Origin of the sequence: Neoroseomonas alkaliterrae (assembly GCF_014199195.1) — a bacterium.
GTDB classification, from domain to species: domain Bacteria; phylum Pseudomonadota; class Alphaproteobacteria; order Acetobacterales; family Acetobacteraceae; genus Neoroseomonas; species Neoroseomonas alkaliterrae.
In genome coordinates this window covers 57897-78903 of the sequence record NZ_JACIJE010000014.1, presented here as the reverse complement: position 1 = coordinate 78903, position 21007 = coordinate 57897, and the positions used below count along the sequence as shown (strand labels likewise).

The window sequence follows — 21007 nt, the reverse complement described above, 5'->3', positions numbered from 1 at the left end:
ATCGCCGCCGTCAGCGACGTCTTGCCATGGTCCACATGCCCGATCGTGCCAATGTTGCAGTGCGGCTTCGTCCGCTCGAATTTCGCCTTCGCCATGGCCCTGTCCCGCGTCCTCGTTCCGATCCGTCTCTGCCAACCCCGGCGCGCCGCCTCAGCGGTGGCGTACCGCGACTTCCCGTGCCCCTGGCGGAGCGTCCGATCGCCCGTGCCCCTTGCGGAGCGAGCACCCGCGCCGCGCTGGAGCGGGTGACGGGAATCGAACCCGCACAACCAGCTTGGAAGGCTGGGGCTCTACCATTGAGCTACACCCGCGCCGCATGGCGCCGCGAACCCACCAAGTGACCCGCCGCCCGGTTTCGGGGAGAGCATCCCGTCAGCCGCGGGCGGGCGATATGGAGGGGGTTGGATTCGAACCAACGTAGGCGCAAGCCAACGGATTTACAGTCCGTCCCCTTTAGCCACTCGGGCACCCCTCCGCAGCCGCTCGGCCCGTCAAGGCTGGCGGGAGCGCGCGGGGTAAACCCCATGCGGGCCGCGCTGTCAACGGATCGCGGCGCCGACGCGCCCGCGGCTGTGCGGGCGCGGTTTCCAAGGAGCGGCCGCGCGGGCAGGATGCGCCGCATGCGACGCCCCCCGAAGCGGCCCGAAGGCCGCCCTCCGAAGCCGCGCGATGGCCGCGCGCCCGGCGCACCCCCGGCAAGGGGCCAGCGCCCGCATGGTGAGCCCGGCCGCTCCCCCCGCAAGGCGGATGCCCGTCTGCCGGCGGCGGCGGCCACGCCTCGCGGCCAGGCTGCTCCGCCCGAAGCCGGGGCCGAGCCCCCGCGCCCCGGCGCCGGCGCCGGCTCGGGCGCGTTCTGGATCTACGGCCAGCACGCGGTGCTCGCCGCGCTCGCGAATCCGCGCCGCAAGCCGCGCCGGCTGCTCGCCACCGCCGAGGCCGAGGCCACGCTGCGCGAGCGCTTCACCGGGCCCTGGCGGGTCACGCCCGAGCGCGCCGAACGCAGCCGCTTCGCGACCTTCCTGCCCGAGGACGCGGTCCATCAGGGCATCGCCCTGCTGGCCGAACCGCTCGCGCCGGTGGGGCTCGACGAGGCCATCGCGGCCTCGGATGGCCCGGTGCTGCTGCTCGACCAGGTGACGGATCCGCGCAATGTCGGGGCGGTGCTGCGCGCCGCGGCCGCCTTCGGCGCGGCCTGCGTGGTGCTGCAGGACCGCCACGCGCCGCCCGAGACCGGGGCGCTGGCGCGCGCGGCCTCGGGCACGCTCGACATGGTGCCGGTAGTGCGGGAGGTGAACCTCTCGCGCGCCATCCTCGCGCTGCAGAAGGCCGGGTTCTGGGTGCTCGGCCTCGCCGGCGAGGGCAGGCGCACGCTCGCCGAGGCCATGCCGCGCGACCGGCGCGTGGCCCTCGTGCTCGGCGCGGAGGACAGCGGGCTGAGGCGGCTGCAGCGCGAACACTGCGACGAGCTGGTGCGCCTGCCCATGGCCGAGGGCGTGGACAGCCTGAACGTGGCCGCCGCGGCGGCGGTGGCGCTCTACGAGGTGGTCCGGCGGTGAGGCGCGGGGAGGCTCCGGCGCCGGAGAGGGGCCTCGCCCCTCCCCGGACCTCTGCCCACCACAGGCCGGAGCGCCTCTGGACACCGGTCGCGGATCAGGGCGCTCGGGGAGGGGCATGGCCCCATATCCCCGACCCAAGCCGAGGTTTCCAAAGGCCCTTCGGCCTTTGGCGGGAGGGGGGTCCGGGGGAGGGCAGGGCCCTCCCCCGCCGCGCCTTGCCGCGCATCCAACCCAGGGAGGACCGCCGTGGCATCCGATGCCGCTGAGGCCATCATCGAGGCCCGTCGCAGCAAGCGCATCCTGGCCCCGCTCGGCGCCATCGCGCCGCGCACGCCCGAGGCGGGATATGCCGTCCAGAGGGAGGTCGCGCTGCGCTTCGGCGGCCTGCCCCCGGCGGGGTTCAAGATCGGCGCCACCGCGAAGCAGATGCAGGCCTATCTTGGCCTGTCGGGGCCTGCCGCCGGCTTCGTGCCGAAATCGGGCCTGCGCGCCAGCCCGGCGCGGTTCCGCTTCGCGGATTTCCTGAACCCCGGCCTCGAATGCGAGGTCGGGCTGCGGCTCGGGCGCGACATCGCCCCCGGCCCCTGCACCGCCGAGCAGGCCGGAGAGGCGGTGGCGGAGGTCTTCGCCGCGATCGAGATCGTCGAGCGGCGCTACGACGACCTCGCCGCACTGACCACGCCGACGCTGATCGCCGACCAGGTGTTCCACGCCGCCGGCGTGCTCGGCCCGCCGGTGGCGGGATGGCGCGCGATGGGCCTCGACCTCGCGGCGACGCGCGGGCGCATCACGGTGGACGGAACCCTGCGCGGGGAGGGTGTGGGGGCGGACCTGCTGGGCCATCCCTTCGCCGCGCTGGCCTGGCTCGCCTCCTCCGCCTGCGCGGAGACCTTCGGCGGGCTGCGCGCGGGGCAGGTGGTGTTCCTCGGTTCGGTGACGCCGCCGATCTGGCTCGATGGGCCCTGCGCGGCGGTGGTGGAGTTCGACACGCTGGGCCGCGCGGAGGTGGCCTTCGACTAGGCTTCGCCGCTTCCGCGCCAAGCGCGATACGCGGCGTTAACCCCGGCGCGCGCAGGATGGCGCCGAGGCCCCCCGAGCCGCGACCCGCGCCAGAAAGGCGGATGCCACGGATGGAAACCCCATGCCGCCTGCCGACTGGAACGGACTGACCGAGGACCTGCAACTGCTCCTCTCGCGCGAGGCGCTGCGCCGCGCGGCCGAGACGCTCGCCGAACACGCCGAGATCCTCGCGAAGGAGATGGAGGCCGGCGCGCTGCTCGACCGTGGCGGCCCGGACGCGCTGCGCCTTTTCGCCGCGGTCGTCCGCACCACGAATCGCGATGCGTTCGGGGAGGTCGGGCACGCCTGATGCCTGCCGGACACAGGATCATCGGGTCTTCGTCCGGCACGCGGCCGCCCCTCCGGCGCCGCGCGCGATACCGGCGGGAGAAGCGTCAAGCCTTCCGCCGGCTGACGCAGCGCATCCCGGGCAGCGGCGCGCCTACCGCCGCCCGTAGAGGATGTAGTTGATCGTCAGGTCGATCGTGACTTCCTCCTCCGCCGTTCCCGGCGGGAAGGGCGGCAGTTGCGCGCCGCGGAACACGTTCTGCGAATAGAAGTTGAGGTGGATCGAGCGCGAGGGCGCGCGCATCTCCACGCTGCGCACGCGGCCATCCGGGCCGGTGTTGATGCGCACGCTCACCGGTCCCTGCTCGCCAAGGTCCACCGCCTCGCGCGGGTAGCGCAGGTTCTGCTGCAGCCAGAGCCGGAAGGCGTTGCGCCAGTCCGGCCCGGCCTGGGCGCCGCGCACCCGCAGGCTCTCGGTCGCGCCCGGCCCCGAGAGCGTCACGCCGGTCTGCACGTCGGGGCCGAGGCGCGGGGCGAGGGCGCGGCCGGTCTCGCCGAGTTGCACCGGCGGGCGCCGCGTCAGGTCGAGCGGCGCCAGGCGTGGCTCGGGGGGCGCGGCGGCGGGCGGGGGCGGCGGCGGCGGGGGCGGCGGCATGGGCAGTTCGGCGGTCACGGGCGGGCGGGCCGGCGGCGGCGCGGCCTGAGGGGCGGGCGGCTGCGGGCGAGGCGGCGGCGCGGCGGCTGGCGCGGGCGGCGAGGGGGCGGGCGGCGGTGGTGCCGCCGCAGGCGGTGGCGGGGGTGCCGGGCGCGCGGGCGGCGGCTCCGGCGGCGGGGGCGGCGCGGGCGAGGGTTGCGCCGTCGGGGCGGGCGCGGGGGGCGGCGGCTCGGGCGTGGGTGCCGGGCTCGGCGTTGCCGGGGGCGGCGGCGCCGCGGGCGCGGGCGGCGGCGGGGCGGGCGGCAGCTCCGCCAGGCGCGTCGGGGGCGGCGCCTCCGGGGCGGCGGGCAGCGGCGGGGCAGGGGGCGTCGGCGGCGCGGCGAGGGGCGCGGGCGGTGGCGGAACCGGTGCCGGCGCGGGTGGCGGGGGCAGGAGGGCGACGGGGCCCTGCTCGGGCGCCTCCGCGCCCCGCGGCGCGAGGTCGGAGCCGCCGCGGAACACCACCGCGAAGGAAGGGGGCGGCAGTTCCGCGGGCGGCGGGCTGCGCGGGTCGAGTTCCAGCAGCACGGCCAGCGCGAAGGCGATGTGCAGCAGCGCCGAGACGAGCAGCGCGAGGCGCATCCGCCCCCGCTCCCGCCGCGCCGGCGGCAGCGGGGCGCGCGGGTCGGGGAAGGAGGCGAAGGCCGGCGCTTCGGGCGGCTGGCGGTCTCGCGGCGAAAGGCGCATGCCTGGGTCCGGGGGCCCTCGGAGGTTTGGTGGCGGATGCGCCCGAGCGGGGAATCGTCCGGGTTGCCGCGCGGGGATGCTCTGCTACACCAAGGCGGGCTGCCGGGTTAGCACAGCGGTAGTGCAGCTGATTTGTAATCAGAAGGTCGGGGGTTCAAATCCCTCACCCGGCATGGGCTCCTGTCTCTCGCCGACGTTTCAGGGCCGAAAACGGCGGGCGATGCGGGAGCATCGGCGCGCGAGCTGTCCGGCCTGCCTTCATTTGCGAAAGTCGGCTCAGTCATCAACGCATCGGTGCTTCGCGAGCATGCTGCCCGCTGGCCGGTGCGGGGCGCGTCGTGCCACGACGTCCTCGCTCCCGCGCCGCCCCTCGGTCCGCGCGCTCATGTCGGGTCGCGCAGCACGCGGTAGACCGCCGGGATGGCCAGCACCGTGAGCAGCGTCGAGGAGAGCAGCCCGAACAGCAGCGCCACCGCGAGCCCCTGGAAGATCGGGTCCGCCAGGATGAAGCCCGCCCCGATCATCGCCGCCGCCGCCGTCAGCGCGATGGGCTTGAAGCGCACCGCGCCGGCTTCCAGCGCCAGCGCGCGCAGGCTGCGCCCCTCGCGCGGGGCGTGGCGGATGAAGTCCACCAGCAGGATCGAGTTGCGCACGATGATGCCGGCCAGCGCGATGAAGCCGATCATGGAGGGCGCGGTGAAGGCCGCCCCCATCGCCCAATGCCCCAGCACGATGCCGGGCAGCGCCAGCGGCACCGGCAGCAGCACCACGAGCGGCAGGGTGAAGCTGCGGAACTGCGCCACCACCAGCACGTAGATGCCGAGCAGCGCCACCGCGAAGGCCGCACCCATGTCGCGGAAGGTCACGCGCGTGACCTCCCACTCGCCCTCCCACAGCAGCACGGGGCGCGTGGGATTGTCCGGCTGGCCGGCAAGGCGGATCTCCGGCGCGCCGGGCATCCCCGCGAGCGCGTCGTGCACCGCCAGCATGCCGTAGATCGGCGCCTCATAGGCGCCGGCGAGCTCGGCCATGACCATCTCGGCCGGGCGGCCGTTGCGGCGGAAGATGGGCGGCGAGGCGGGCTCGCGGCGGATCTCGACCAGGCTGCCGAGCTCGACCGGCCCGCGCCGGCCGGGCACGGGCGTCACCAGCAGGTCCTGGGTGACGGCCAGCCGCTCCTTGGGCAGCCGCACCATGATGGCGAGCGGGTTGCGTCCCGCCCCGCGATGCGACCAGCCCACCGGCACGCCGCGCAGCAGGCTGCGCAGCGTGTCGTGCACCGCCGCTTCCTCGACGCCGTGGAACTCGAGCTGGTCGGGCAGCAGGCGGATGCGGATGCGCTCGCCAGGGTCGGCGATGCTGTCGTCGAGGTCCACCAGGAAGGGCACGCGGCGGAAGGCCTCGCGCACCATGGCCGCGGCCGCCCGGCGGCTCTCGGCATCCGGGCCGTAGATCTCGGCGAGCAGCGTGGCGAGCACCGGCGGGCCGGGCGGCACCTCCACCACGCGCAGCCGCGCGCCCTCCGGCAGCGGCAGGTCGGCGAGGCGCCGGCGCACATCGAGGGCGATGGCGTGGCTCTCGCGCGTACGGTGGTGGCGGTCGGTGAGCTGGATGTCGAGGTCGCCCAGCTCCGGCGAGGCGCGCAGGAAGCTGTGCCGCACCAGACCGTTGAAGTTGAAGGGCGCGGCGGTGCCGGCGTTCAGCGTCGCGCTCGCCACCTCCGGCACGGCGGAAAGCCGCGCGGCGGCGGCGAGCAGCGCGCGCTCCGTCGCCTCCAGGCTGGTGCCGGCCGGCATGTCGAGCACCACCGCGAGCTCCGACTTGTTGTCGAAGGGCAGCAGCTTCACCGTCACGTCGCGCGTGGCGAAGAGCAGCATCGAGGCAAGCGTGGCGAGGCCGGTGGCGGCCAGGAAGCCCCAGGCCACGGCGCGGCGCTCGATTACCGCGTGGGCCACGGCGCGATAGATGCGCCCGAGCCGCCCGTCCTCATGCGCGGCATGCGAGGCGCCGAGCTTCACCATCAGCCAGGGCGTCAGCACCATGGCGACGAAGAAGGAGAATGCCATGGCCGCCGATGCCACGGCCGGGATCGGCGCCATGTAGGGGCCCATCATGCCGGAGACGAACATCATCGGCAGCAGCGCGACGATGACGGTCAGCGTCGCCACGATGGTGGGGTTGCCGACCTCGGCCACCGCCTCGATCGCCGCCGTCACGCGGTCGCGCCCGTCCTTCATGGCCCAGTGGCGGTCGATGTTCTCAACCACCACGATGGCGTCGTCCACCAGGATGCCGATCGAGAAGATCAGCGCGAAGAGCGAGACGCGATTGAGCGTGTAGCCCAGCATCAGCGCGCCGAAGAGGGTGAGCAGGATGGTCACCGGGATCACCACCGCCGTCACCGCGGCCGCGCGCCAGCCGATGGCGAGCCAGACCAGCGCCACGATGGACAGCGTGGCGAGGCCGAGGTGGAACAGCAACTCGTCCGACTTCTCCTGCGCGGTCTGGCCGTAGTCGCGCGTCACCTCGGCGCGGATGCCCTCGGGGATCAGCCCGCCCTGCAGGGCGGCGATGCGGGCATGGACGGCGCGCGTCACCTCGATGGCGTTCGCGCCGGGCCGCTTGGCCACCGCGATGGAGACGGCCGGCGCCTGGCTCCATCCGCCCTCGGTGTCGCGCGTCAGGCGCCAGACCCGCGCCTCCCGCGGGGCGGGGGCGGCGCTGATGCGCGCCACGTCGCCGAGATAGACCGGCCGCCCATCGGCCGAGGTCAGCAGCAGCAGCCCGGCATCGGGCACGCCGCGCAGCGTGTGGCCGGCCTGCACCGGCAGGCTGCGCCCGTCCATCCTGAGGCTGCCCGCGTGGAAGGAGGCATTCGCGCCCTGCAGCTTCTCGACGAGCTGGTTCAGCGTGATCCCGTGGCGGGCCAGCGCGCCGGGATCGGGTTCGATCATCAGCTCCATCGGCCGCCCGCCGGCGAGGTAGGTCAGCCCCACCTGCGGGATGGTGGCCAATTCGCTGAGCAGCCGGTCGGCGAGCTCGTGCAGCGCGGCGTCGTCCCACCCGCCGGCCGGATCGCGCGGGCTGAGCGTGACCACCGCCACCGCCACGTCGTTGATGCCGCGCCCGACCACCAGCGGCTCGGGGATGCCGAGCGGGATGCGGTCCCAGTTGGCGCGCAGCCGCTCATGCACGCGCAGGATGGCGTCGTCGGCATTGGTGCCGACCAGGAAGCGCGCGGTGACCATCACCGCGTCGTCGCGCGTCTGGCTGTAGACGTGCTCGACGCCGGGAATGGCGGTGACGATGGCCTCGAGCGGGCGGGTGACGAGTTCCATCGCATCCGGCGCGGCGAGGCCGTCGGCGCGCACGGCGATGTCCACCATCGGCACGCTGATCTGCGGTTCCTCCTCGCGCGGGAGGGCAAGCAGGGCGATCAGCCCGACCGCCACCGAGACCACCAGCAGCAGCGGCGTCAGCGGCGAGCGGATGAAGGCCTGCGCGAGCCGGCCCGAGACGCCTAGGCTCATGGCCGCACCAGCACGTCGCCGGCGGCAAGCCCGGAGAGGATCTCCACCTCCTCGCCCCGCACCGGCCCGCGCTGGACCGGCACCAGCGCGCCGGAGGCGAGGCGCACCATGTCCACCCCCGGCCCGTCGATCAGGAAGGCGCGCGGGATCAGGATGGCCTCGCGCCGGTCGGCGGCGATCGTCACGCGCACGCGCTCGCCCACGAAGAAGTCGCCGAGGCCCTGCACCTCGGCATCGGCAACCACCTGACCCTGCTGGAGTTCCGGATAGACAAGCGTGATGCGGCCCCGGCCGAGCGGCGCGCCGCCGCCGAGCCCGCGCCCGCCCACCTCGACCGGGTCACCCGCGCGCAGGAAGCGGGCGTGCCGCTCGGGCAGGCGCAGCCGCAGCACGTAGCGGTCGGTGGCGATGGTGGCGATGGCTTCGCCGGGCATCACCACCGCCCCCGGCGTGCCGCGCACCCTGAGCACGCGGCCGGCCTGCGGCGCCAGCACCTCGCCCTCGCGCTGCTGCTGCACCAGCACCTCGCGCTCCGCCTGCGCGGCGGCGATCTGGCCTTCCACCACGTCGAGCGCGGTCTGGACGTCGTCGAGCCGCGCCTGGGTGGCGGTGCCGGTGGCGCGCAGGGCGCGGGTGCGTTCGAGTTCCAGCGCCGCCTGGCGCCGTTGCGCGGCGAGCGCGCCGAGGCGCGCATCGAGCGCGGCGAGCTGCAGCGGGTGCTTGGCGTCCTGCACCATGGCGATGACCTGGCCTGCCGCAACGGCGTCGCCCTCGCGCACATCGAGGCGCGTCAGCGTGCCGTTGAGCCGCGCCCGGGCCTCGACCTCGCGCACGCTCTCCACCGTGGCGAAGACCGGCCGGTCGTCCTCGATCATGCGCGGGGCGACGGTGAACCGCTCCTGCGCGGCGAGCGGGGCTGGCGGCGCGAGGCCGAACAGCAGGGCGGCCAAGGGCAGGGCGCGCAGCGTCGCGCGCCATATCGCAAGGGGGCGGGGGACCGCATCGGGTGTTCGGCGCTCGGGCATGGGCCTTCGACACTTCGCGCTTGTGGGGGCTTGCGGCGTATTATATAAGAAAAAGCGAATAAAAGGAAGCGAGACGATCATGTCCGTCACCTTGCCCCAGGATGCGGCCCCGGGCGAACGGCTGCGCCACCTTCCCCTGGCCCTCTTCGCGGCGCCGATGGGCATCGGCGGGCTCGGCCTCGCCTGGCGCGAGGCGGCGCACACGCTCGGCGCGCCCGCCGCCATCGGCGAGGCGCTGCTGCTTCTCGCGGGCCTGGTCTGGCTCGCCGTCGCCGCGCTGCACCTGGTGCGGCTCGCCCGCCACCCGGAGGCGCTGGCCGGCGACCTCGCCCACCCGATCCGCGCCGCCTTCGCCGGCGCGGTGACGATCGGGCTGATGATCATCTCCGGCGGCCTCCTCCCGCATGCGCGCGGGGCGGCCGAGGCGCTCTGGCTGGTCGCCGTGGCGGGCCATCTCGGCATCGCCGCCTGGACGGTGCGCGGGCTGCTCCTCGCCCCGCGCGAGGCGGCGAGCCTCGCCCCGCCCATGCTCATCCCGCTGGTCGGCAACATCCTCGCCCCGGTGGTGGGCGCGAAGCTCGGCTACGAGGCGCTGTCCTGGATGATGTTCGGCCTTGGCGCGCTGCTGTGGGCGATGCTGCAGCCGATCCTGCTCGCGCGCCTCGTCACCGGCCCGGCGCTGCCGCCGCGGCTGCGGCCGACGCTGGCGATCCTGATCGCCCCGCCGGCGGTGGGCGCGCTCGCGCTCGCCGGGCTCGGCGGCGGCTTCGGGGCGGCGCCGCTCGCGGTGCTTGGCCTGGCGGTCTTCCTGGCGCTGGTGTTCGCCGCCATGGCGGGCGAGTTCGCGCGCCTGCCCTTCGCCATGTCCTGGTGGGGCTGGACCTTCCCGACCGCCGCCCTGGCGCTTGCGGTGCAGGCGGCGGCGCGTGCGCACCCGGCGGCCTGGCAGGCGCCGCTGCTCTGGCTCGTGCTGCTCGCGGCGAGCGCGATCCTCGCCCTCGTCGCCGCCGCCACCCTGCGCGCCGCCGCGCAGGGCCACCTCCTCCAGCCGGAAGGCTGAGGCCCCGCCACCCGCGAAAGGACTCACCGCATGACGCTTCGTTCCACGGCCCGCCGCGCCGCCGGGCTGCTCCTCCTGGCGGGGCTCGCCCTTGCCCCCGCCGCGCGCGCCGAGACGCCGCGCGTGCTGGCCATCATCACCTCCGCCGACCCGCAGGCGCAGGGCATGGCCTTCGTGCTGCTCGGCCAGATGCGCCAGCAGGGCGCGACGGTCGAGGTGATGCTGTGCGGCCCCGCCGGCGACCTCGCGCGGCGCGAGCCGCCCGGGCCCGCCGCCGCCGCTCTGCGCCCGATGAACGCCACCCCCGCGCAGATGCTGCAGAACCTGGTGCGCGCCGGCATGCGCACGGAGGTCTGCGCCCTTTATCTGCCCAATGCCGGGGTCGGGCCGGAGGCGCTGATCGAGGGCGTGCGCCCGGCCGCCCCGCCAGAGATGGCCCGGCGCATGCTGGAGCCCGCGACGCGCGTGCTGCCCTTCTGAGCCGCCTCGGGATGCGCGCCGGCCGAACCAGCGGCCGGTGCGCGGCAGCGTGGCGGCGCGCGCGAGGCGCGGCGCAGGCCTCAGCCGCCGCCGATGAGGATGCCCGCGGCCAGCACCAGGCTGCCGCCGAGCACCACCTGGAACACCGCCCGCCGGAACGGCGTTTCCATGTAGCGGTTCTGGATCCAGGCGATGGCCCAGAGCTCGACGAAGACCACCGCCAGCGCGATCGCCGTCGCGGTCCAGAAATTGGGGATGAGGTAGGGCAGCGCGTGGCCGAGCCCGCCGATCGCCGTCATCACGCCGGAGGCCAGGCCGCGCTTCACCGGCGAGCCGCGGCCGGAGAGCTTGCCGTCGTCATGCGCGGCCTCGGTGAAGCCCATGGAGATGCCCGCGCCGACCGAGGCGGAAAGCCCGACCAGGAAGGTGGTCCAGGGGTCCTGGGTGGCGAAGGCGGTGGCGAAGATCGGCGCCAGCGTGGAGACCGAGCCATCCATCAGCCCCGCGACCCCGGGCTGCACCCAGGTGAGGATGAATTGCCGCCGCGCGGCCGATGCCTCCTCGGTCCCGGCCTCGCCGCCGAGGCGTTCGGCGATCATCGCCTCGGCGCCGCGTTCGTGCTGGGCTTCGGCGGCGGCGAGGTCGCCGAGCAGCCTGCGCACCTCGGCATCGGTGCTGCGCTGGGCGGCGGCGCGGTAGTAGGCCTGCGCCTCGCGCTCCATGGCCAGCGCCTCCTCGCGGATGCGCTCGAGGCCCAGGTTCTCGACCAGCCAGACCGGGCGCCGCGTGTAGAAATCCGCCACATGCTCGCGCCGGATGGGCAGGATCAGATCGCCGAAGCGCGCGCGGTAGAGGTCGATCAGGCGCCGCCGGTGCTCCTCCTCCTCGGCGGCCATGTCGTCGAAGACCGCCGCCGTCGCCGGGTATTGCTGGCGCAGCCGGCTGGCATAGAGGGCGTAGATCCGCCCATCCTCCTCCTCCGAGGCGATCGCGAGGGCGAGCATCTCCTGCGCCGAGAGGCTGTCGAAACGCCGGCGTCCGAAGAAGGGCAAGGCGAGGAGTCCGCGCATCGGGCTTGACCCGTCCAGCAGGGGAGGATGGGGCTTGATTAGGCGGGGCGTATGCGGCTTGGCGAGCGCCATGCCCGGCTGGCGCGGCATGGCAGCCCGGCCTTCCGCCGCCTCGACAGGACAGGCGCGGCGGCTACACTTTTCGCCGCCGCAAGGGTGAAACTGCATCGCAGTCTCGCCTCGCGGCGACGTCCGGGCTTGGCCGCGCCGCCCGCGCGACATTGCCGAGCAGGATCGCGACACAGCCCGCGAGCAGCGCCGCCCCGTCCGCCGCCGGTCCCGACATCCCGACACGCTCGGGCCTCACCCCGCGACGCTGGGTGGTCGGGCGCAGTCTTGACCGGATGATCCGCTCACGGCGCCGCGTCCGCGACGATGCAATCGCCCCGGCGCATCCTCAGGCGCGGTCCGTTTCGCCATGGCGGCTTTGCCGCTCCGCTACAACGGTCCGAACGGACCCGCGCCGGGCACCGCCGCCCGCCCTGAAGCGCTTCATCGCCGCCCGCGCGCGATCATGCCCAAGGTGCCGACACGAGGAGGGCAGCGCAGGCGTCGAACCCCGCGCTGACGGCCAGGAGGCAAAGCCATGCTGGAAGCGGATCCGGGACACGGGAGTGCATCGAGGGCCGGCATGCCGCCCTTCCTCGCGGCCTCCGGCAGCGCGGGGCTGATCTCGCCCGGCGATGCGGTGGTGCATCCGGTGCATGGCATCGGCCGGTTCGAGGCGCGTGAGAGCCAGGAACTGGACGGCGAGCGCCTCGATGTCCTGCGCCTGCGGTTCCCGGAGCGCCGCCTCACGCTGCGCGTGCCGGTGGCCAAGGCCGGGCGCTGCGGGCTGCGCCTGCCCATGGCGCCCGAGGCGGTCGGCCGCGTGCTGGCGGTGCTCGCCGGCGCGCCGCGCGCCTCGCGCGCCATCTGGGCGCGCCGGGCGGTCGAGCTCAACGCCAAGCTGAACTCCGGCGACCCGATGCTGGTCGCCGAGGTGGTGCGCGACCTCGGGCGCCATGCCGACCGCGCCGATCAGCCGCTCGGCGAGCGTTTCCTGTTCGAGCAGGCGGTCGAGAGGCTGGCCGGCGAGATCGCCGAGGTCGAGGGCTGCAGCCGGCCCGAGGCGGCGGCGCGCATCCTCGGCATCCTCGCCGCCCGGCGCGCGGGGTCCGGCGCGGTCTGACGCCGCCCGGCGCTCAGCCCGGCGAGGGCAGCGCGCGGTCGGCGCGGCAGCGGGCGAGCGGCAGCGGCTCGGCCGCCAGCACGCGGATCACCCGCCGCCGCGCGCGCTCCGTCTCCAGCGTGAGGCAGGCGCAGCCGTAGCCGTAATGGCCGTTCACGGCGACCCAGCCGCGCACCGTCATGTCCGGGATCTCTTCCATGCCGGGCACCGGCGGCGCGCCCTGCAGGGAGAGCACCCATTCCCCGTCCCGGTCCCGCAGCCACCAGTTCGCGGGGGTCGGGTTGTGCAGCCAGCCGCAACGGCGCTCGGCCGCGCCGGCAGGGTCGGGCGGCAGCACCAGGACGGCGGCGAGCAGCCAGGCCATGCGCATCGGTGTCGGGCTCCCTGCCTCGCGCCATGCTGCCACGCCGCCGCGCGGGCGCGCAGGGGGGCGCGCATCGCGATGCCGCGCGGCGTCCGCCATGCGCGCTGGCATCGCGCGCCCGCCGGGACCATCTTCGCGCCCATGAACCTGATCGCCCCCGGCCCCGTGCTGTTCATGCCGCAGAAGCGCCCGGCCCCCGCGCCGGCGCGCCGCCTCAAGGTCGTCTCCCCCTTCGAGCCCAATGGCGACCAGCCCCAGGCCATCAGGGAGCTGGTCGGCGGGCTGGAACAGGGCGAGCGCGACCAGGTGCTGCTCGGCGTCACCGGATCGGGCAAGACCTTCACCATGGCGAAGGTGATCGAGGCGGTGCAGCGCCCGACGCTGATCCTCGCGCCCAACAAGACGCTGGCGGCGCAGCTCTACGGGGAGATGAAGTCCTTCTTCCCCGACAACGCGGTGGAATACTTCGTCTCCTACTACGACTACTACCAGCCGGAGGCCTATGTCCCACGCACGGACACCTACATCGAGAAGGATTCGCAGATCAACGAGCAGATCGACCGCATGCGCCATTCCGCGACGCAGGCGCTGCTCGAACGCAACGACGTGGTGATCGTCGCCTCGGTGTCCTGCATCTACGGCATCGGGTCGGTCGAGACCTACAGCCGGATGGTCGTGAAACTCGAACGCGGCGGGCGGATCGAGCGCGACGCGCTGGTCAAGGGCCTGGTCGAGCAGCAGTACCGGCGCAACGACGCCTTCTTCGCGCGCGGCACCTTCCGCATCCGCGGCGAGAACGTGGATCTCTGGCCCTCGCATCTCGAGGACCGCGCCTGGCGCGTCTCGCTGTTCGGGGACGAGGTGGACGCCATCCGCGAATTCGACCCGCTGACCGGGGAGATCACCGGCGAGATGGAGCGCATCGCCATCTACGCCAACAGCCACTACGTCACGCCGCGCCCGACGCTAACCCAGGCGATCACGCAGATCAAGGCGGAGCTCAAGGAGCGCCTCGCGCAGCTCGAGGCGGAGGGCAAGCTGCTCGAGCGCCAGCGCCTCGAGCAGCGCACCATCTTCGACATCGAGATGCTGGAGACAACCGGCTCCTGCAAGGGCATCGAGAACTACTCGCGCTACCTCACCGGCCGCCGCCCCGGCGATCCGCCGCCGACGCTGTTCGAATACCTGCCCGAGAACGCGCTGCTGATCGTGGACGAGAGCCACGTCACCGTGCCGCAGATCGGCGGCATGTTCCGCGGCGACTTCAACCGCAAGACGATCCTCTCCGAATTCGGCTTCCGCCTGCCCTCCTGCACCGACAACCGGCCGCTGAAATTCGAGGAATGGGACGCCTACCGCCCGCAGACCATCTTCGTCTCCGCCACGCCCGGCCCGTGGGAGATGGAACGCACGGGCGGCGCCTTCGCCGAGCAGGTGATCCGCCCGACCGGGCTGGTCGATCCCGTCTGCGAGGTCCGCCCCGTGGAAGGCCAGGTGGACGACCTCCTCGCCGAATGCCGCGCTGTCGCGGGCAAGGGCGGGCGCGTGCTGGTCACCACCCTGACCAAGCGGATGGCCGAGGACCTCACGGAATACATGACCGAGGCCGGCATCCGCGTCCGCTACCTGCATTCGGATGTGGACACGCTGGAGCGCATCGAGATCATCCGCGATCTTCGCAAGGGCGTGTTCGACGTGCTGGTGGGCATCAACCTGCTGCGCGAGGGGCTCGACATCCCCGAATGCGCGCTGGTGGCGATCCTCGATGCCGACAAGGAAGGCTTCCTGCGCAGCACGACCTCGCTGATCCAGACCATCGGCCGCGCCGCGCGCAACGCCGAGGGCCGCGTCGTGCTCTATGCCGACACCATGACGCGCAGCCTGCGCGCCGCGCTGGAGGAGACCGAGCGCCGCCGCGCCAAGCAGCAGGCCTGGAACGCCGAGCACGGCATCACGCCCACCACCATCCGCCGCGAGATCGCCGATGTGCTGAAGGATGTGACGCAGGGCGATTACGTCACGGTCGAGGCTGTGGCGGGCGAGGAGGAGAGCCACTTCGTCGGCAAGGATCTGCGCGCGAGCATCGCCGAACTGGAACGCCGGATGCGAGCCGCCGCGGCGGAACTGGAGTTCGAGACCGCGGCGCGGCTGCGCGACGAGATCAAGCGCCTCGAGGCGCTCGACCTCGGCCTCGAGCCCAACCTCGCCGGGCGGTCGCTGCGCGAGGCCACGCCGAAGGCCGACTGGGCGCCGAAGCCGCTCGGCCCCGGCGGCGGCGGCTACGAGCCGAAAAAGGGCAGGGGCGGGCGGAAGCGGAAAGGCCCCTGACGCGTTCGTGTCCGCGAGGGGCGATTCCCGCCCCGGTTCCGCCCGATCGTCGCCACACGCGGCGATTGTGGTGGGGCTCGCGACACCACCGCAGGAGGCACAACATGCTGTCCCATCGCATCCGCATCCTCGCCGCCGCGACGCTCGTCCTGGGGCTTTCGGCCTGCGCCGACCCGGTCGGCCAGCGCGCGCTGATCGGCGGCGGCATCGGCGCGGCCGGCGGCGCCGGCATCGCGGCGCTGACCGGCGGCTCGCCGCTCGCGGGCGCGGCGATCGGCGGCGCGGGCGGCGCGGCGGTCGGGGCGCTCACCGCGCCGCGCCAGCGCCGCGGCTACTACTACTATTGATGCTGGCGGAGGGGCGCGGCGGAGGGCCGCGCCTGCTCCCGCGCTATTCCAGGCGCAGGGCGGCGCGGATCTCCGCCGCCCCCGCCGGATCCGCGAGCGTGGCGAGGCGGCCCGCGGCGAGCATTGCCAGGCGCTGCGTCAGCGCCCGCCGCCGTGCGGGGGCGAGGCGGTGTTCGGGCGCCTCGCGCAGCAGCGCCGCTTCGCGCGCCTCGGCCACCACCAGGCCGACATCCTGCGGGATGAGGGCCTGCGGGAAGTCGAGGTCCACCGCGAAATAGAGCCGGTCGCACCAGGCGCGGTATTCCGGCCACTTGGCGTCGGAGAGGAAGTCGCGCGCGCAGGACTTCACCTCGATCATGGCGAAATCCCCCGCCGCGGTCAGCGCGAGGATGTCGGCGCGCCGCCCGTCGGGCAGCGGCATCTCGGTCACCGGCGCCCAGCCGCGCAGGGCGCAGAAGCGCGCGGCGGCGCGCGTGACGGCAAGGGTGCGGGCAGCAGCGGAAGCGGCCTCCATTCCCCGATGTTCCGACTTCGTTCGCGCCCGCGCAAGCCGCAGCGGCACCCCCTTGCGCCGCCGGCGCGTCCGGAGGACACCGGCAGCGAACCCACCGCCCCCGCGGCGGCATCCCGGAGGCCGCATCCATGCCCCTCGACCGGCCCCGGGGCGGCGCGCTGCAGCGCCTGACGGACGGCTTCGACCGTTTCCGCGGGCTGCATTTCGACGCCGACCCCGAACTCTTCGCCCGCCTGCTGGAACGGCAGGCGCCCGAGGTGCTGGTCATCGCCTGCTCGGACAGCCGCACCGACCCGGCCATCATCTGCGGCGCCGAGCCGGGCGATCTCTTCGTCATCCGCAACGTGGCCGCGATCGTGCCGCCCCATGTCCATGACGGCCAACCGCACGGCACCGCCTCGGCCATCGAGTTCGGCGTCATCGGGCTCGGCGTGCGGCACATCGTCGTGCTCGGCCATTCCTTCTGCGCCGGCGTGCGCTGCCTCGTGGACCACGACGCGGCGGCGCGCGGCTTCACCTACGTGGCCGACTGGGTCGAGATCATGCGCGAGGTGCGCGAGGAGGTGGAAGGCCTGGTGACCGAGGCGGAGCGCCTGCTGGTCGCCCGCCGCGCCGAGCAGGCGACCGTGCTCGCCAGCCTGCGCAACCTGATGACCTACCCCTTCGTCACCGAGCGCGTGCATGACGGGCGGCTCGCCCTGCATGGCTGGTATTTCCACTTCGGCTGGGGAACGCTGCAGGCGGCCGAGAGCCTGCGCGGCCCCTTCCGCCAGCTCGAAGCGGGGCAAGCGCCGAAGCCCGCGATCGGCGAGGTGGCGCCGTAGCAGCCGCCTATCGCGCGAGGCCGAGGGGCTGCGGCGTCGCGCCGACATTGCCGGCCGACCGCCCGGCATCCACCGGCAGCGTCACGCCCGTGATCCAGCGCGCGGCGGGCGAGGCGAGGAAGCAGACCGCCTCGGCCACGTCCCAGGCCGTGCCCTCCACCTTGAGCAGCCCCGCCGTGGCGCGCTGCTGGCGCAGCTCCTCGCTCATGCCGCGCGAGGCGACCATCGGCGTGTAGACATAGCCCGGCGCGACCGCGTTCACGCGGATCAGGTCGCCGCCGTGATGCGCGGCCATGGCGCGCGTCATCTGCACGATCGCGCCCTTGGTGGTGGCGTAGAGCAGGCCCGGATGCCCGCCCATCAGCCCCGCGATGGAGGCGAGGTTGACGATCGCGCCCGCGCCCTGCCGGCGCATCTCCGGCACCGCGTGCCTTGCCATCAGCATCACGGACTTCACGTTCACCTGCATGCCGTGGTCCCAGGCCTCGGGGTCCACGGTGGTGGCATCGCCGGGCGGGCCGCTGATGCCGACATTGTTCACCAGGATGTCCACGCGGCCGAACGCGCGCACCGCCGCGGCGACGGCGGCGGCGCAATCGGCATCCTTCGCCACGTCGCAGACGGCGGCGGCGCAGGTGCCGCCCTCCTCGCGGATCATCGCCTCGGTGCCGCGCAGCCATTCGCGCTCGATGTCGAGCAGCATCACGCGCGCGCCGCGGCGGGCGAGCAGCGTGGCGATGGCCCGGCCATTGCCGACCGTGGTCGCGCCCGCCCCCGGGTCGCGCGAGCCCGCGCCGGTGACGATGGCGACACGGCCCTCGAAGCGGGTGTTGTCCTGCATGCGCGTTCCCTCCGTTTGCGCCAAGCCTGCACCGGGCTGGCGGCGCTGCAAAGCCGGGCCGGTTGCAGGCGCGGCGCGGCGGGACCACCTGCCCCTCATGCAGCGCCGCGCCCTTCTCGCCCTCGCCCTCCTCGCCGGCCCGGCCGCCGCGCAGGAGGCGCCCGTCGTCTCCGAGCGCGCGACCTTCCGCGTCACCACCTTCGCCACCGGCCTCGAGCATCCCTGGAGTGCGGCCTTCCTGCCCGACGGGTCGCTGCTGGTGACCGAACGCCCGGGGCGTCTGAGGCGCATCACGCCCGATGGCCGCGTCTCCGCCCCGCTTTCCGGCGTGCCGCAGGTCGAGGCGGCGGGCCAGGGCGGGCTGCTCGACATCGCGCTCGCGCCCGATTTCGCCCGCACGCGGGAGGTCTTCCTCTGCCAGGCGGCGGCGGTGGAGGGCGGGGCGCTGACACGGCTGATCGCCGCGCGGCTCGCGCCAACCCATGATGGGCTCTCCGGCGTGCGGCGGCTGCTCGACGCCACGCCGGCGCAGGCCTCGGGGCGGCTGCATTTCGGCTGCCGCATCGTGTTCGGGCGCGACGGGCACCTCTACCTCTCGACGGGCGAGCGCAACCAGCGCGAGCGCGCGCAGCGGCTCGACGATCTCGCCGGCAAGATCATCCGCCTGACGCGGGAAGGGCGGGTGCCGCCCGACAACCCCTTCGTCGGGCGGCCGGGCGCGCGGCCCGAGATCTGGTCCTACGGCCACCGCCACCCGCAGGGGCTTGCGGTCAATCCCTGGACGGGCTCGCTGTGGGAAGCCGAGTTCGGGCCGCGCGGCGGCGACGAGATCAACATCATCCAGCGCGGCGCGAACTACGGCTGGCCGGTGGTCAGCCACGGGCGGGAATACTGGGGCCCGCGCATCTCGCGCGAGACCTCGGCGCCCGGGATGACGGACCCGATCCATGTCTGGGTGCCCTCGGTCAGCCCCTCGGGCATCGCCTTCTACGACGGCGCGGCCTTCCCGGGCTGGCGCGGGAGCCTCTTCGTCGCCGCGCTCAACACGCCGGGGCTGGTGCGGCTCTCGACCGAGGGCGACCGCGTGACCGGGGAGGAACGGCTGCTGACCGGCCTCGCGCGGATGCGCCATGTGCTGGTCGGGCCGGACGGGCGCGTCTACCTGCTGACGGATTCGCCGCAGGGCGCGGTGCTGCGCCTCGATCCGGCGTGAGGCGGCGCGGGCGCCTCAGCCGAAGGCCTGGGTCCTGACGAGGCGCGCGTAGAGCCCGTCCCGCGCCATCAGCTCGGCGTGGGTGCCCTGCTCGACCGCGCGGCCCTTCTCCATCACCACGATCAGGTCGGCATCGCGCACCGTGGCGAGGCGATGGGCGATGACGAGGGTGGTCCGCCCCGCGCGCAGCCGCGCGAGCGCCTGCTGGACCAGCGCCTCGTTCTCGGCATCGAGGGCGCTCGTCGCCTCGTCGAGCAGCAGGATGCGCGGGTTGCGCAGCAGCGCGCGGGCCAGCGCGACGCGCTGCCGCTGCCCGCCCGACAGCCGCGACCCGCCGGGGCCGAGCACGGTCGCGTAGCCTTCCGGCAGGGCGGCGATGAAATCATGCGCGGCGGCGGCGCGGGCGGCCTCCTCCACCTCCGCCTGCGTCGCGCCGGGCCGGCCGCAGGCGATGTTGGCGAGCGCGGTGTCGTCGAAGATCACCGCCTCCTGCCCGACATAGGCGATGGCATCGCGCAACGAGGCGAGGCTGACCGTGCGGATGTCGGCGCCGTCGATCCGCAGCGCGCCCTCGGTCACGTCGTAAAGGCGCGGCACCAGCGCGATGGCGGTGGACTTGCCGGCGCCCGAGGGCCCGACCAGCGCGACGGTGCGCCCCGGCTCGGCGGTGAAGGTCAGGCCCGCGAGCGCGGCATCCGGCACCCCGTCATAGGTGAAGCCGACGGCATCGAATTCGACGCGGCCCTGGCCCGGCGGCAGCGGCGGGGCGCCGGGCGCCTCGGCGATGCGGCGCGGCTCGTCCATCACGCCGAAGACGCGGCCGAGGCCGGCCAGCCCCTCCTGCAGCGCCGCGTTCAGCGAGCCCAGCGCGCGCACCGGGCGCGAGGCGATGAGCAGCGCCGCGACGAAGCCGGTGAACTCCCCGAGCGTGCCCGTGCCGGTCGAGACCCGCCAGCCGACGAAGGCGAGCACCGCCGCGACCGCGAAGCCGCCGAGCGCCTCCAGCATCGGGTCGAGCGAGGCGCGGGTGCGGGCGATGCCGTAGAGGCTCTCGCGCAGCCGCGCGAAGAGGCCGGCCGCGCGCGCCTCCTCCGAAGCCTCGAGCCGGTAGGCGCGGACCACGCGGGCGGCGCCGAAGGATTCGGTCAGCGCCGCCGCGGCCTCGCCCACCCGTTCCTGCATCCCGCCCGAGGCGCGGCGGATGCGCTTGCCGAGTTTCAGGATCGGCAGCACCGCGAGCGGATAGAGCAGCGCCGCGATCAGCGACATCTGCCAGTCGAGATAGACCATCGAGGCGACGAGGCCGACCACCGTCAGCGCATCGGCCACCGCGTTGATGGATTTGGTCAGTGCCTCGCGGATCAGCGCGGCGTCGGTGGTGAAGCGCGCGGCGTGGCGCGCCGGCGCCTCGCGCGCGACCACCGCGAGGTCGGCGCGGGTGAGGGCGCGGAAGAGGTCGTTCTGCAGCCCCTCGATGACGCGCAGCACGACCGACTGGATCGCCACCGCCTGGCCGAACTGCGCGAGCGCCTTCAGAGAGGTGACCAGGATGATGACCACCGGCACCAGCCACAGCCAGTCGTGCCGCCCCTCGGTGAAGCGGTCGAAGGATTGCTGGATGACCACCGGGTAGAGCGCGGTGGTGCCCGCCACGCCGAGGGTGCAGAGCAGCGCGAGCGCGATGCCCCGCCGGTGCCCCCCGACATAGCCGCGCCAGAGGCGCGCGAGCAGGGCGCGGGAGGAGGGTTCGAGCGGCAGGGCCATGGGCGGGGGATAGAGCAGAACGGGCAGGCGGGGAATCGCCCCCTCGGATGGGCGTCTCGGGGCGCGCGGCGGAAGCCGCTGGTGTCCTCGGGCATCGTCACCCGCCCGGGGTCGCCTCCCGCGCGCAAGCGGGTTGAGGGCGCAAGGCCGAGGCGGTGCCGCCCCCGGGCAGGCGGCGGCGTGTCGCGAGGC

19 protein-coding genes and 3 tRNA genes are annotated in these 21007 nt (G+C 74.3%); 11 read left to right on the top strand and 11 right to left on the bottom strand.

Translation table 11 applies throughout. The features are described from left to right. The 3 genes from FHS88_RS20950 to FHS88_RS18740 all read right to left on the bottom strand — a co-directional run. Positions 1 to 95: GTP-binding protein (locus FHS88_RS20950; protein ID WP_155888827.1), on the bottom strand; the 95-nt coding region annotated here is incomplete at its 3' end. Between the two features lie 142 nt (positions 96 to 237). Beyond that, positions 238 to 311, bottom strand: a tRNA-Gly gene (locus FHS88_RS18745). 81 nt (positions 312 to 392) lie between these two features. Next, positions 393 to 475 (bottom strand) — tRNA-Tyr (locus tag FHS88_RS18740). Positions 476 to 524: 49 nt separating this feature from the next. Between FHS88_RS18740 and rlmB the strand changes: the two genes are divergently transcribed. The 3 genes from rlmB (at position 525) to FHS88_RS18725 (ending at position 2925) form a co-directional block, all read left to right on the top strand. Further along, positions 525 to 1556, top strand: coding sequence for a 23S rRNA (guanosine(2251)-2'-O)-methyltransferase RlmB (rlmB, locus tag FHS88_RS18735; protein WP_338146667.1), 1032 nt, complete (start codon positions 525 to 527; stop codon positions 1554 to 1556). Between the two features lie 246 nt (positions 1557 to 1802). Next, entirely contained in the window at positions 1803 to 2576 is a 774-nt protein-coding gene (locus tag FHS88_RS18730; RefSeq protein ID WP_184487026.1) for a fumarylacetoacetate hydrolase family protein, read from the top strand. A 121-nt stretch (positions 2577 to 2697) separates the two neighbouring features. After that, positions 2698 to 2925: a hypothetical protein gene (locus FHS88_RS18725; protein WP_184487025.1), complete on the top strand. Its 228-nt coding sequence runs from the start codon at positions 2698 to 2700 to the stop codon at positions 2923 to 2925. A gap of 132 nt (positions 2926 to 3057) precedes the next feature. On the opposite strand, the gene FHS88_RS18720 is transcribed toward FHS88_RS18725, so the two are convergent. Further along, positions 3058 to 4284, bottom strand: coding sequence for an energy transducer TonB (locus FHS88_RS18720; protein ID WP_184487024.1), 1227 nt, complete (start codon positions 4282 to 4284; stop codon positions 3058 to 3060). Between the two features lie 101 nt (positions 4285 to 4385). Between FHS88_RS18720 and FHS88_RS18715 the strand changes: the two genes are divergently transcribed. Next, a tRNA-Thr gene (locus FHS88_RS18715) sits at positions 4386 to 4457 on the top strand. A gap of 210 nt (positions 4458 to 4667) precedes the next feature. On the opposite strand, the gene FHS88_RS18710 is transcribed toward FHS88_RS18715, so the two are convergent. Together FHS88_RS18710 and FHS88_RS18705 are read right to left on the bottom strand one after the other, a co-directional pair. Continuing rightward, positions 4668 to 7814, bottom strand: coding sequence for an efflux RND transporter permease subunit (locus tag FHS88_RS18710; protein WP_184487023.1), 3147 nt, complete (start codon positions 7812 to 7814; stop codon positions 4668 to 4670). After that, positions 7811 to 8839 carry an efflux RND transporter periplasmic adaptor subunit gene (locus FHS88_RS18705; RefSeq protein WP_184487022.1) on the bottom strand — a complete coding sequence of 343 codons (1029 nt, stop codon included), beginning with the start codon at positions 8837 to 8839 and terminating at the stop codon, positions 7811 to 7813. The genes FHS88_RS18710 and FHS88_RS18705 overlap by 4 nt, the downstream gene beginning before the upstream one ends. Positions 8840 to 8918: 79 nt before the next feature. Here FHS88_RS18705 and FHS88_RS18700 point away from each other — a divergent pair, with 79 nt between their 5' ends. Continuing rightward, positions 8919 to 9899: an SLAC1 family transporter gene (locus tag FHS88_RS18700; RefSeq protein ID WP_184487021.1), complete on the top strand. Its 981-nt coding sequence runs from the start codon at positions 8919 to 8921 to the stop codon at positions 9897 to 9899. Positions 9900 to 9929: 30 nt separating this feature from the next. Then, positions 9930 to 10379, top strand: a complete 450-nt coding sequence (locus FHS88_RS18695) for a DsrE family protein (RefSeq protein WP_184487020.1) — start codon at positions 9930 to 9932, stop codon at positions 10377 to 10379. A gap of 80 nt (positions 10380 to 10459) precedes the next feature. Here the strand turns inward: FHS88_RS18695 and mbfA are convergent, their stop codons facing one another. Next, positions 10460 to 11449, bottom strand: coding sequence for an iron exporter MbfA (mbfA, locus tag FHS88_RS18690; protein ID WP_184487019.1), 990 nt, complete (start codon positions 11447 to 11449; stop codon positions 10460 to 10462). A gap of 586 nt (positions 11450 to 12035) precedes the next feature. Here mbfA and FHS88_RS18685 point away from each other — a divergent pair. Further along, the gene (locus tag FHS88_RS18685) at positions 12036 to 12620 is read left to right on the top strand and encodes a CarD family transcriptional regulator (protein WP_184487018.1); all 585 of its coding nucleotides are present in this window, start codon (positions 12036 to 12038) and stop codon (positions 12618 to 12620) included. A gap of 13 nt (positions 12621 to 12633) precedes the next feature. Here FHS88_RS18685 and FHS88_RS18680 read toward each other — a convergent pair whose 3' ends face one another. Further along, a complete protein-coding gene (locus tag FHS88_RS18680) occupies positions 12634 to 12990 on the bottom strand; it encodes a DUF4087 domain-containing protein (protein ID WP_184487017.1) in 357 nt (118 codons plus the stop codon). A gap of 135 nt (positions 12991 to 13125) precedes the next feature. Between FHS88_RS18680 and uvrB the strand changes: the two genes are divergently transcribed. Together uvrB and FHS88_RS18670 are read left to right on the top strand one after the other, a co-directional pair. After that, positions 13126 to 15312, top strand: a complete 2187-nt coding sequence (uvrB, locus tag FHS88_RS18675) for an excinuclease ABC subunit UvrB (RefSeq protein WP_184487016.1) — start codon at positions 13126 to 13128, stop codon at positions 15310 to 15312. A gap of 104 nt (positions 15313 to 15416) precedes the next feature. Beyond that, positions 15417 to 15659, top strand: a complete 243-nt coding sequence (locus FHS88_RS18670; protein ID WP_184487015.1) for a hypothetical protein — start codon at positions 15417 to 15419, stop codon at positions 15657 to 15659. Positions 15660 to 15702: 43 nt separating this feature from the next. Here FHS88_RS18670 and FHS88_RS18665 read toward each other — a convergent pair whose 3' ends face one another. Further along, positions 15703 to 16173 (bottom strand): MmcB family DNA repair protein, encoded by a 471-nt coding sequence (locus FHS88_RS18665; protein ID WP_184487014.1) that lies wholly within the window; start codon positions 16171 to 16173, stop codon positions 15703 to 15705. Positions 16174 to 16301: 128 nt separating this feature from the next. Here FHS88_RS18665 and FHS88_RS18660 point away from each other — a divergent pair, with 128 nt between their 5' ends. Continuing rightward, on the top strand, positions 16302 to 16997 hold the full coding sequence (locus tag FHS88_RS18660; protein ID WP_184487013.1) for a carbonic anhydrase: 696 nt from the start codon (positions 16302 to 16304) through the stop codon (positions 16995 to 16997). 7 nt (positions 16998 to 17004) lie between these two features. Here FHS88_RS18660 and FHS88_RS18655 read toward each other — a convergent pair whose 3' ends face one another. Beyond that, positions 17005 to 17838, bottom strand: a complete 834-nt coding sequence (locus FHS88_RS18655; RefSeq protein WP_184487012.1) for an SDR family NAD(P)-dependent oxidoreductase — start codon at positions 17836 to 17838, stop codon at positions 17005 to 17007. A gap of 97 nt (positions 17839 to 17935) precedes the next feature. Here FHS88_RS18655 and FHS88_RS18650 point away from each other — a divergent pair, with 97 nt between their 5' ends. After that, positions 17936 to 19051: a PQQ-dependent sugar dehydrogenase gene (locus FHS88_RS18650; protein WP_184487011.1), complete on the top strand. Its 1116-nt coding sequence runs from the start codon at positions 17936 to 17938 to the stop codon at positions 19049 to 19051. Between the two features lie 15 nt (positions 19052 to 19066). Here the strand turns inward: FHS88_RS18650 and FHS88_RS18645 are convergent, their stop codons facing one another. Beyond that, on the bottom strand, positions 19067 to 20815 hold the full coding sequence (locus FHS88_RS18645; RefSeq protein ID WP_184487010.1) for an ABC transporter ATP-binding protein: 1749 nt from the start codon (positions 20813 to 20815) through the stop codon (positions 19067 to 19069). Positions 20816 to 21007: the final 192 nt, after the last annotated feature.

What these genes read in the sequence shown, in the direction of transcription:
- FHS88_RS18680 (WP_184487017.1), bottom strand. Translation starts at nt 12,990, where the DNA reads ATGCGCATGGCCTGGCTGCTCGCCGCCGTCCTGGTGCTGCCGCCCGAC.
- rlmB (WP_338146667.1), top strand. Translation starts at nt 525, where the DNA reads ATGCGGGCCGCGCTGTCAACGGATCGCGGCGCCGACGCGCCCGCGGCT.
- FHS88_RS18655 (WP_184487012.1), bottom strand. Translation starts at nt 17,838, where the DNA reads ATGCAGGACAACACCCGCTTCGAGGGCCGTGTCGCCATCGTCACCGGC.
- FHS88_RS18700 (WP_184487021.1), top strand. Translation starts at nt 8,919, where the DNA reads ATGTCCGTCACCTTGCCCCAGGATGCGGCCCCGGGCGAACGGCTGCGC.
- FHS88_RS18670 (WP_184487015.1), top strand. Translation starts at nt 15,417, where the DNA reads ATGCTGTCCCATCGCATCCGCATCCTCGCCGCCGCGACGCTCGTCCTG.
- FHS88_RS18710 (WP_184487023.1), bottom strand. Translation starts at nt 7,814, where the DNA reads ATGAGCCTAGGCGTCTCGGGCCGGCTCGCGCAGGCCTTCATCCGCTCG.
- FHS88_RS18725 (WP_184487025.1), top strand. Translation starts at nt 2,698, where the DNA reads ATGCCGCCTGCCGACTGGAACGGACTGACCGAGGACCTGCAACTGCTC.
- FHS88_RS18720 (WP_184487024.1), bottom strand. Translation starts at nt 4,284, where the DNA reads ATGCGCCTTTCGCCGCGAGACCGCCAGCCGCCCGAAGCGCCGGCCTTC.
- FHS88_RS18695 (WP_184487020.1), top strand. Translation starts at nt 9,930, where the DNA reads ATGACGCTTCGTTCCACGGCCCGCCGCGCCGCCGGGCTGCTCCTCCTG.
- FHS88_RS18705 (WP_184487022.1), bottom strand. Translation starts at nt 8,839, where the DNA reads ATGCCCGAGCGCCGAACACCCGATGCGGTCCCCCGCCCCCTTGCGATA.
- FHS88_RS18685 (WP_184487018.1), top strand. Translation starts at nt 12,036, where the DNA reads ATGCTGGAAGCGGATCCGGGACACGGGAGTGCATCGAGGGCCGGCATG.
- FHS88_RS18645 (WP_184487010.1), bottom strand. Translation starts at nt 20,815, where the DNA reads ATGGCCCTGCCGCTCGAACCCTCCTCCCGCGCCCTGCTCGCGCGCCTC.
- mbfA (WP_184487019.1), bottom strand. Translation starts at nt 11,449, where the DNA reads ATGCGCGGACTCCTCGCCTTGCCCTTCTTCGGACGCCGGCGTTTCGAC.
- FHS88_RS18660 (WP_184487013.1), top strand. Translation starts at nt 16,302, where the DNA reads ATGCCCCTCGACCGGCCCCGGGGCGGCGCGCTGCAGCGCCTGACGGAC.
- uvrB (WP_184487016.1), top strand. Translation starts at nt 13,126, where the DNA reads ATGAACCTGATCGCCCCCGGCCCCGTGCTGTTCATGCCGCAGAAGCGC.
- FHS88_RS18650 (WP_184487011.1), top strand. Translation starts at nt 17,936, where the DNA reads ATGCAGCGCCGCGCCCTTCTCGCCCTCGCCCTCCTCGCCGGCCCGGCC.
- FHS88_RS18665 (WP_184487014.1), bottom strand. Translation starts at nt 16,173, where the DNA reads ATGGAGGCCGCTTCCGCTGCTGCCCGCACCCTTGCCGTCACGCGCGCC.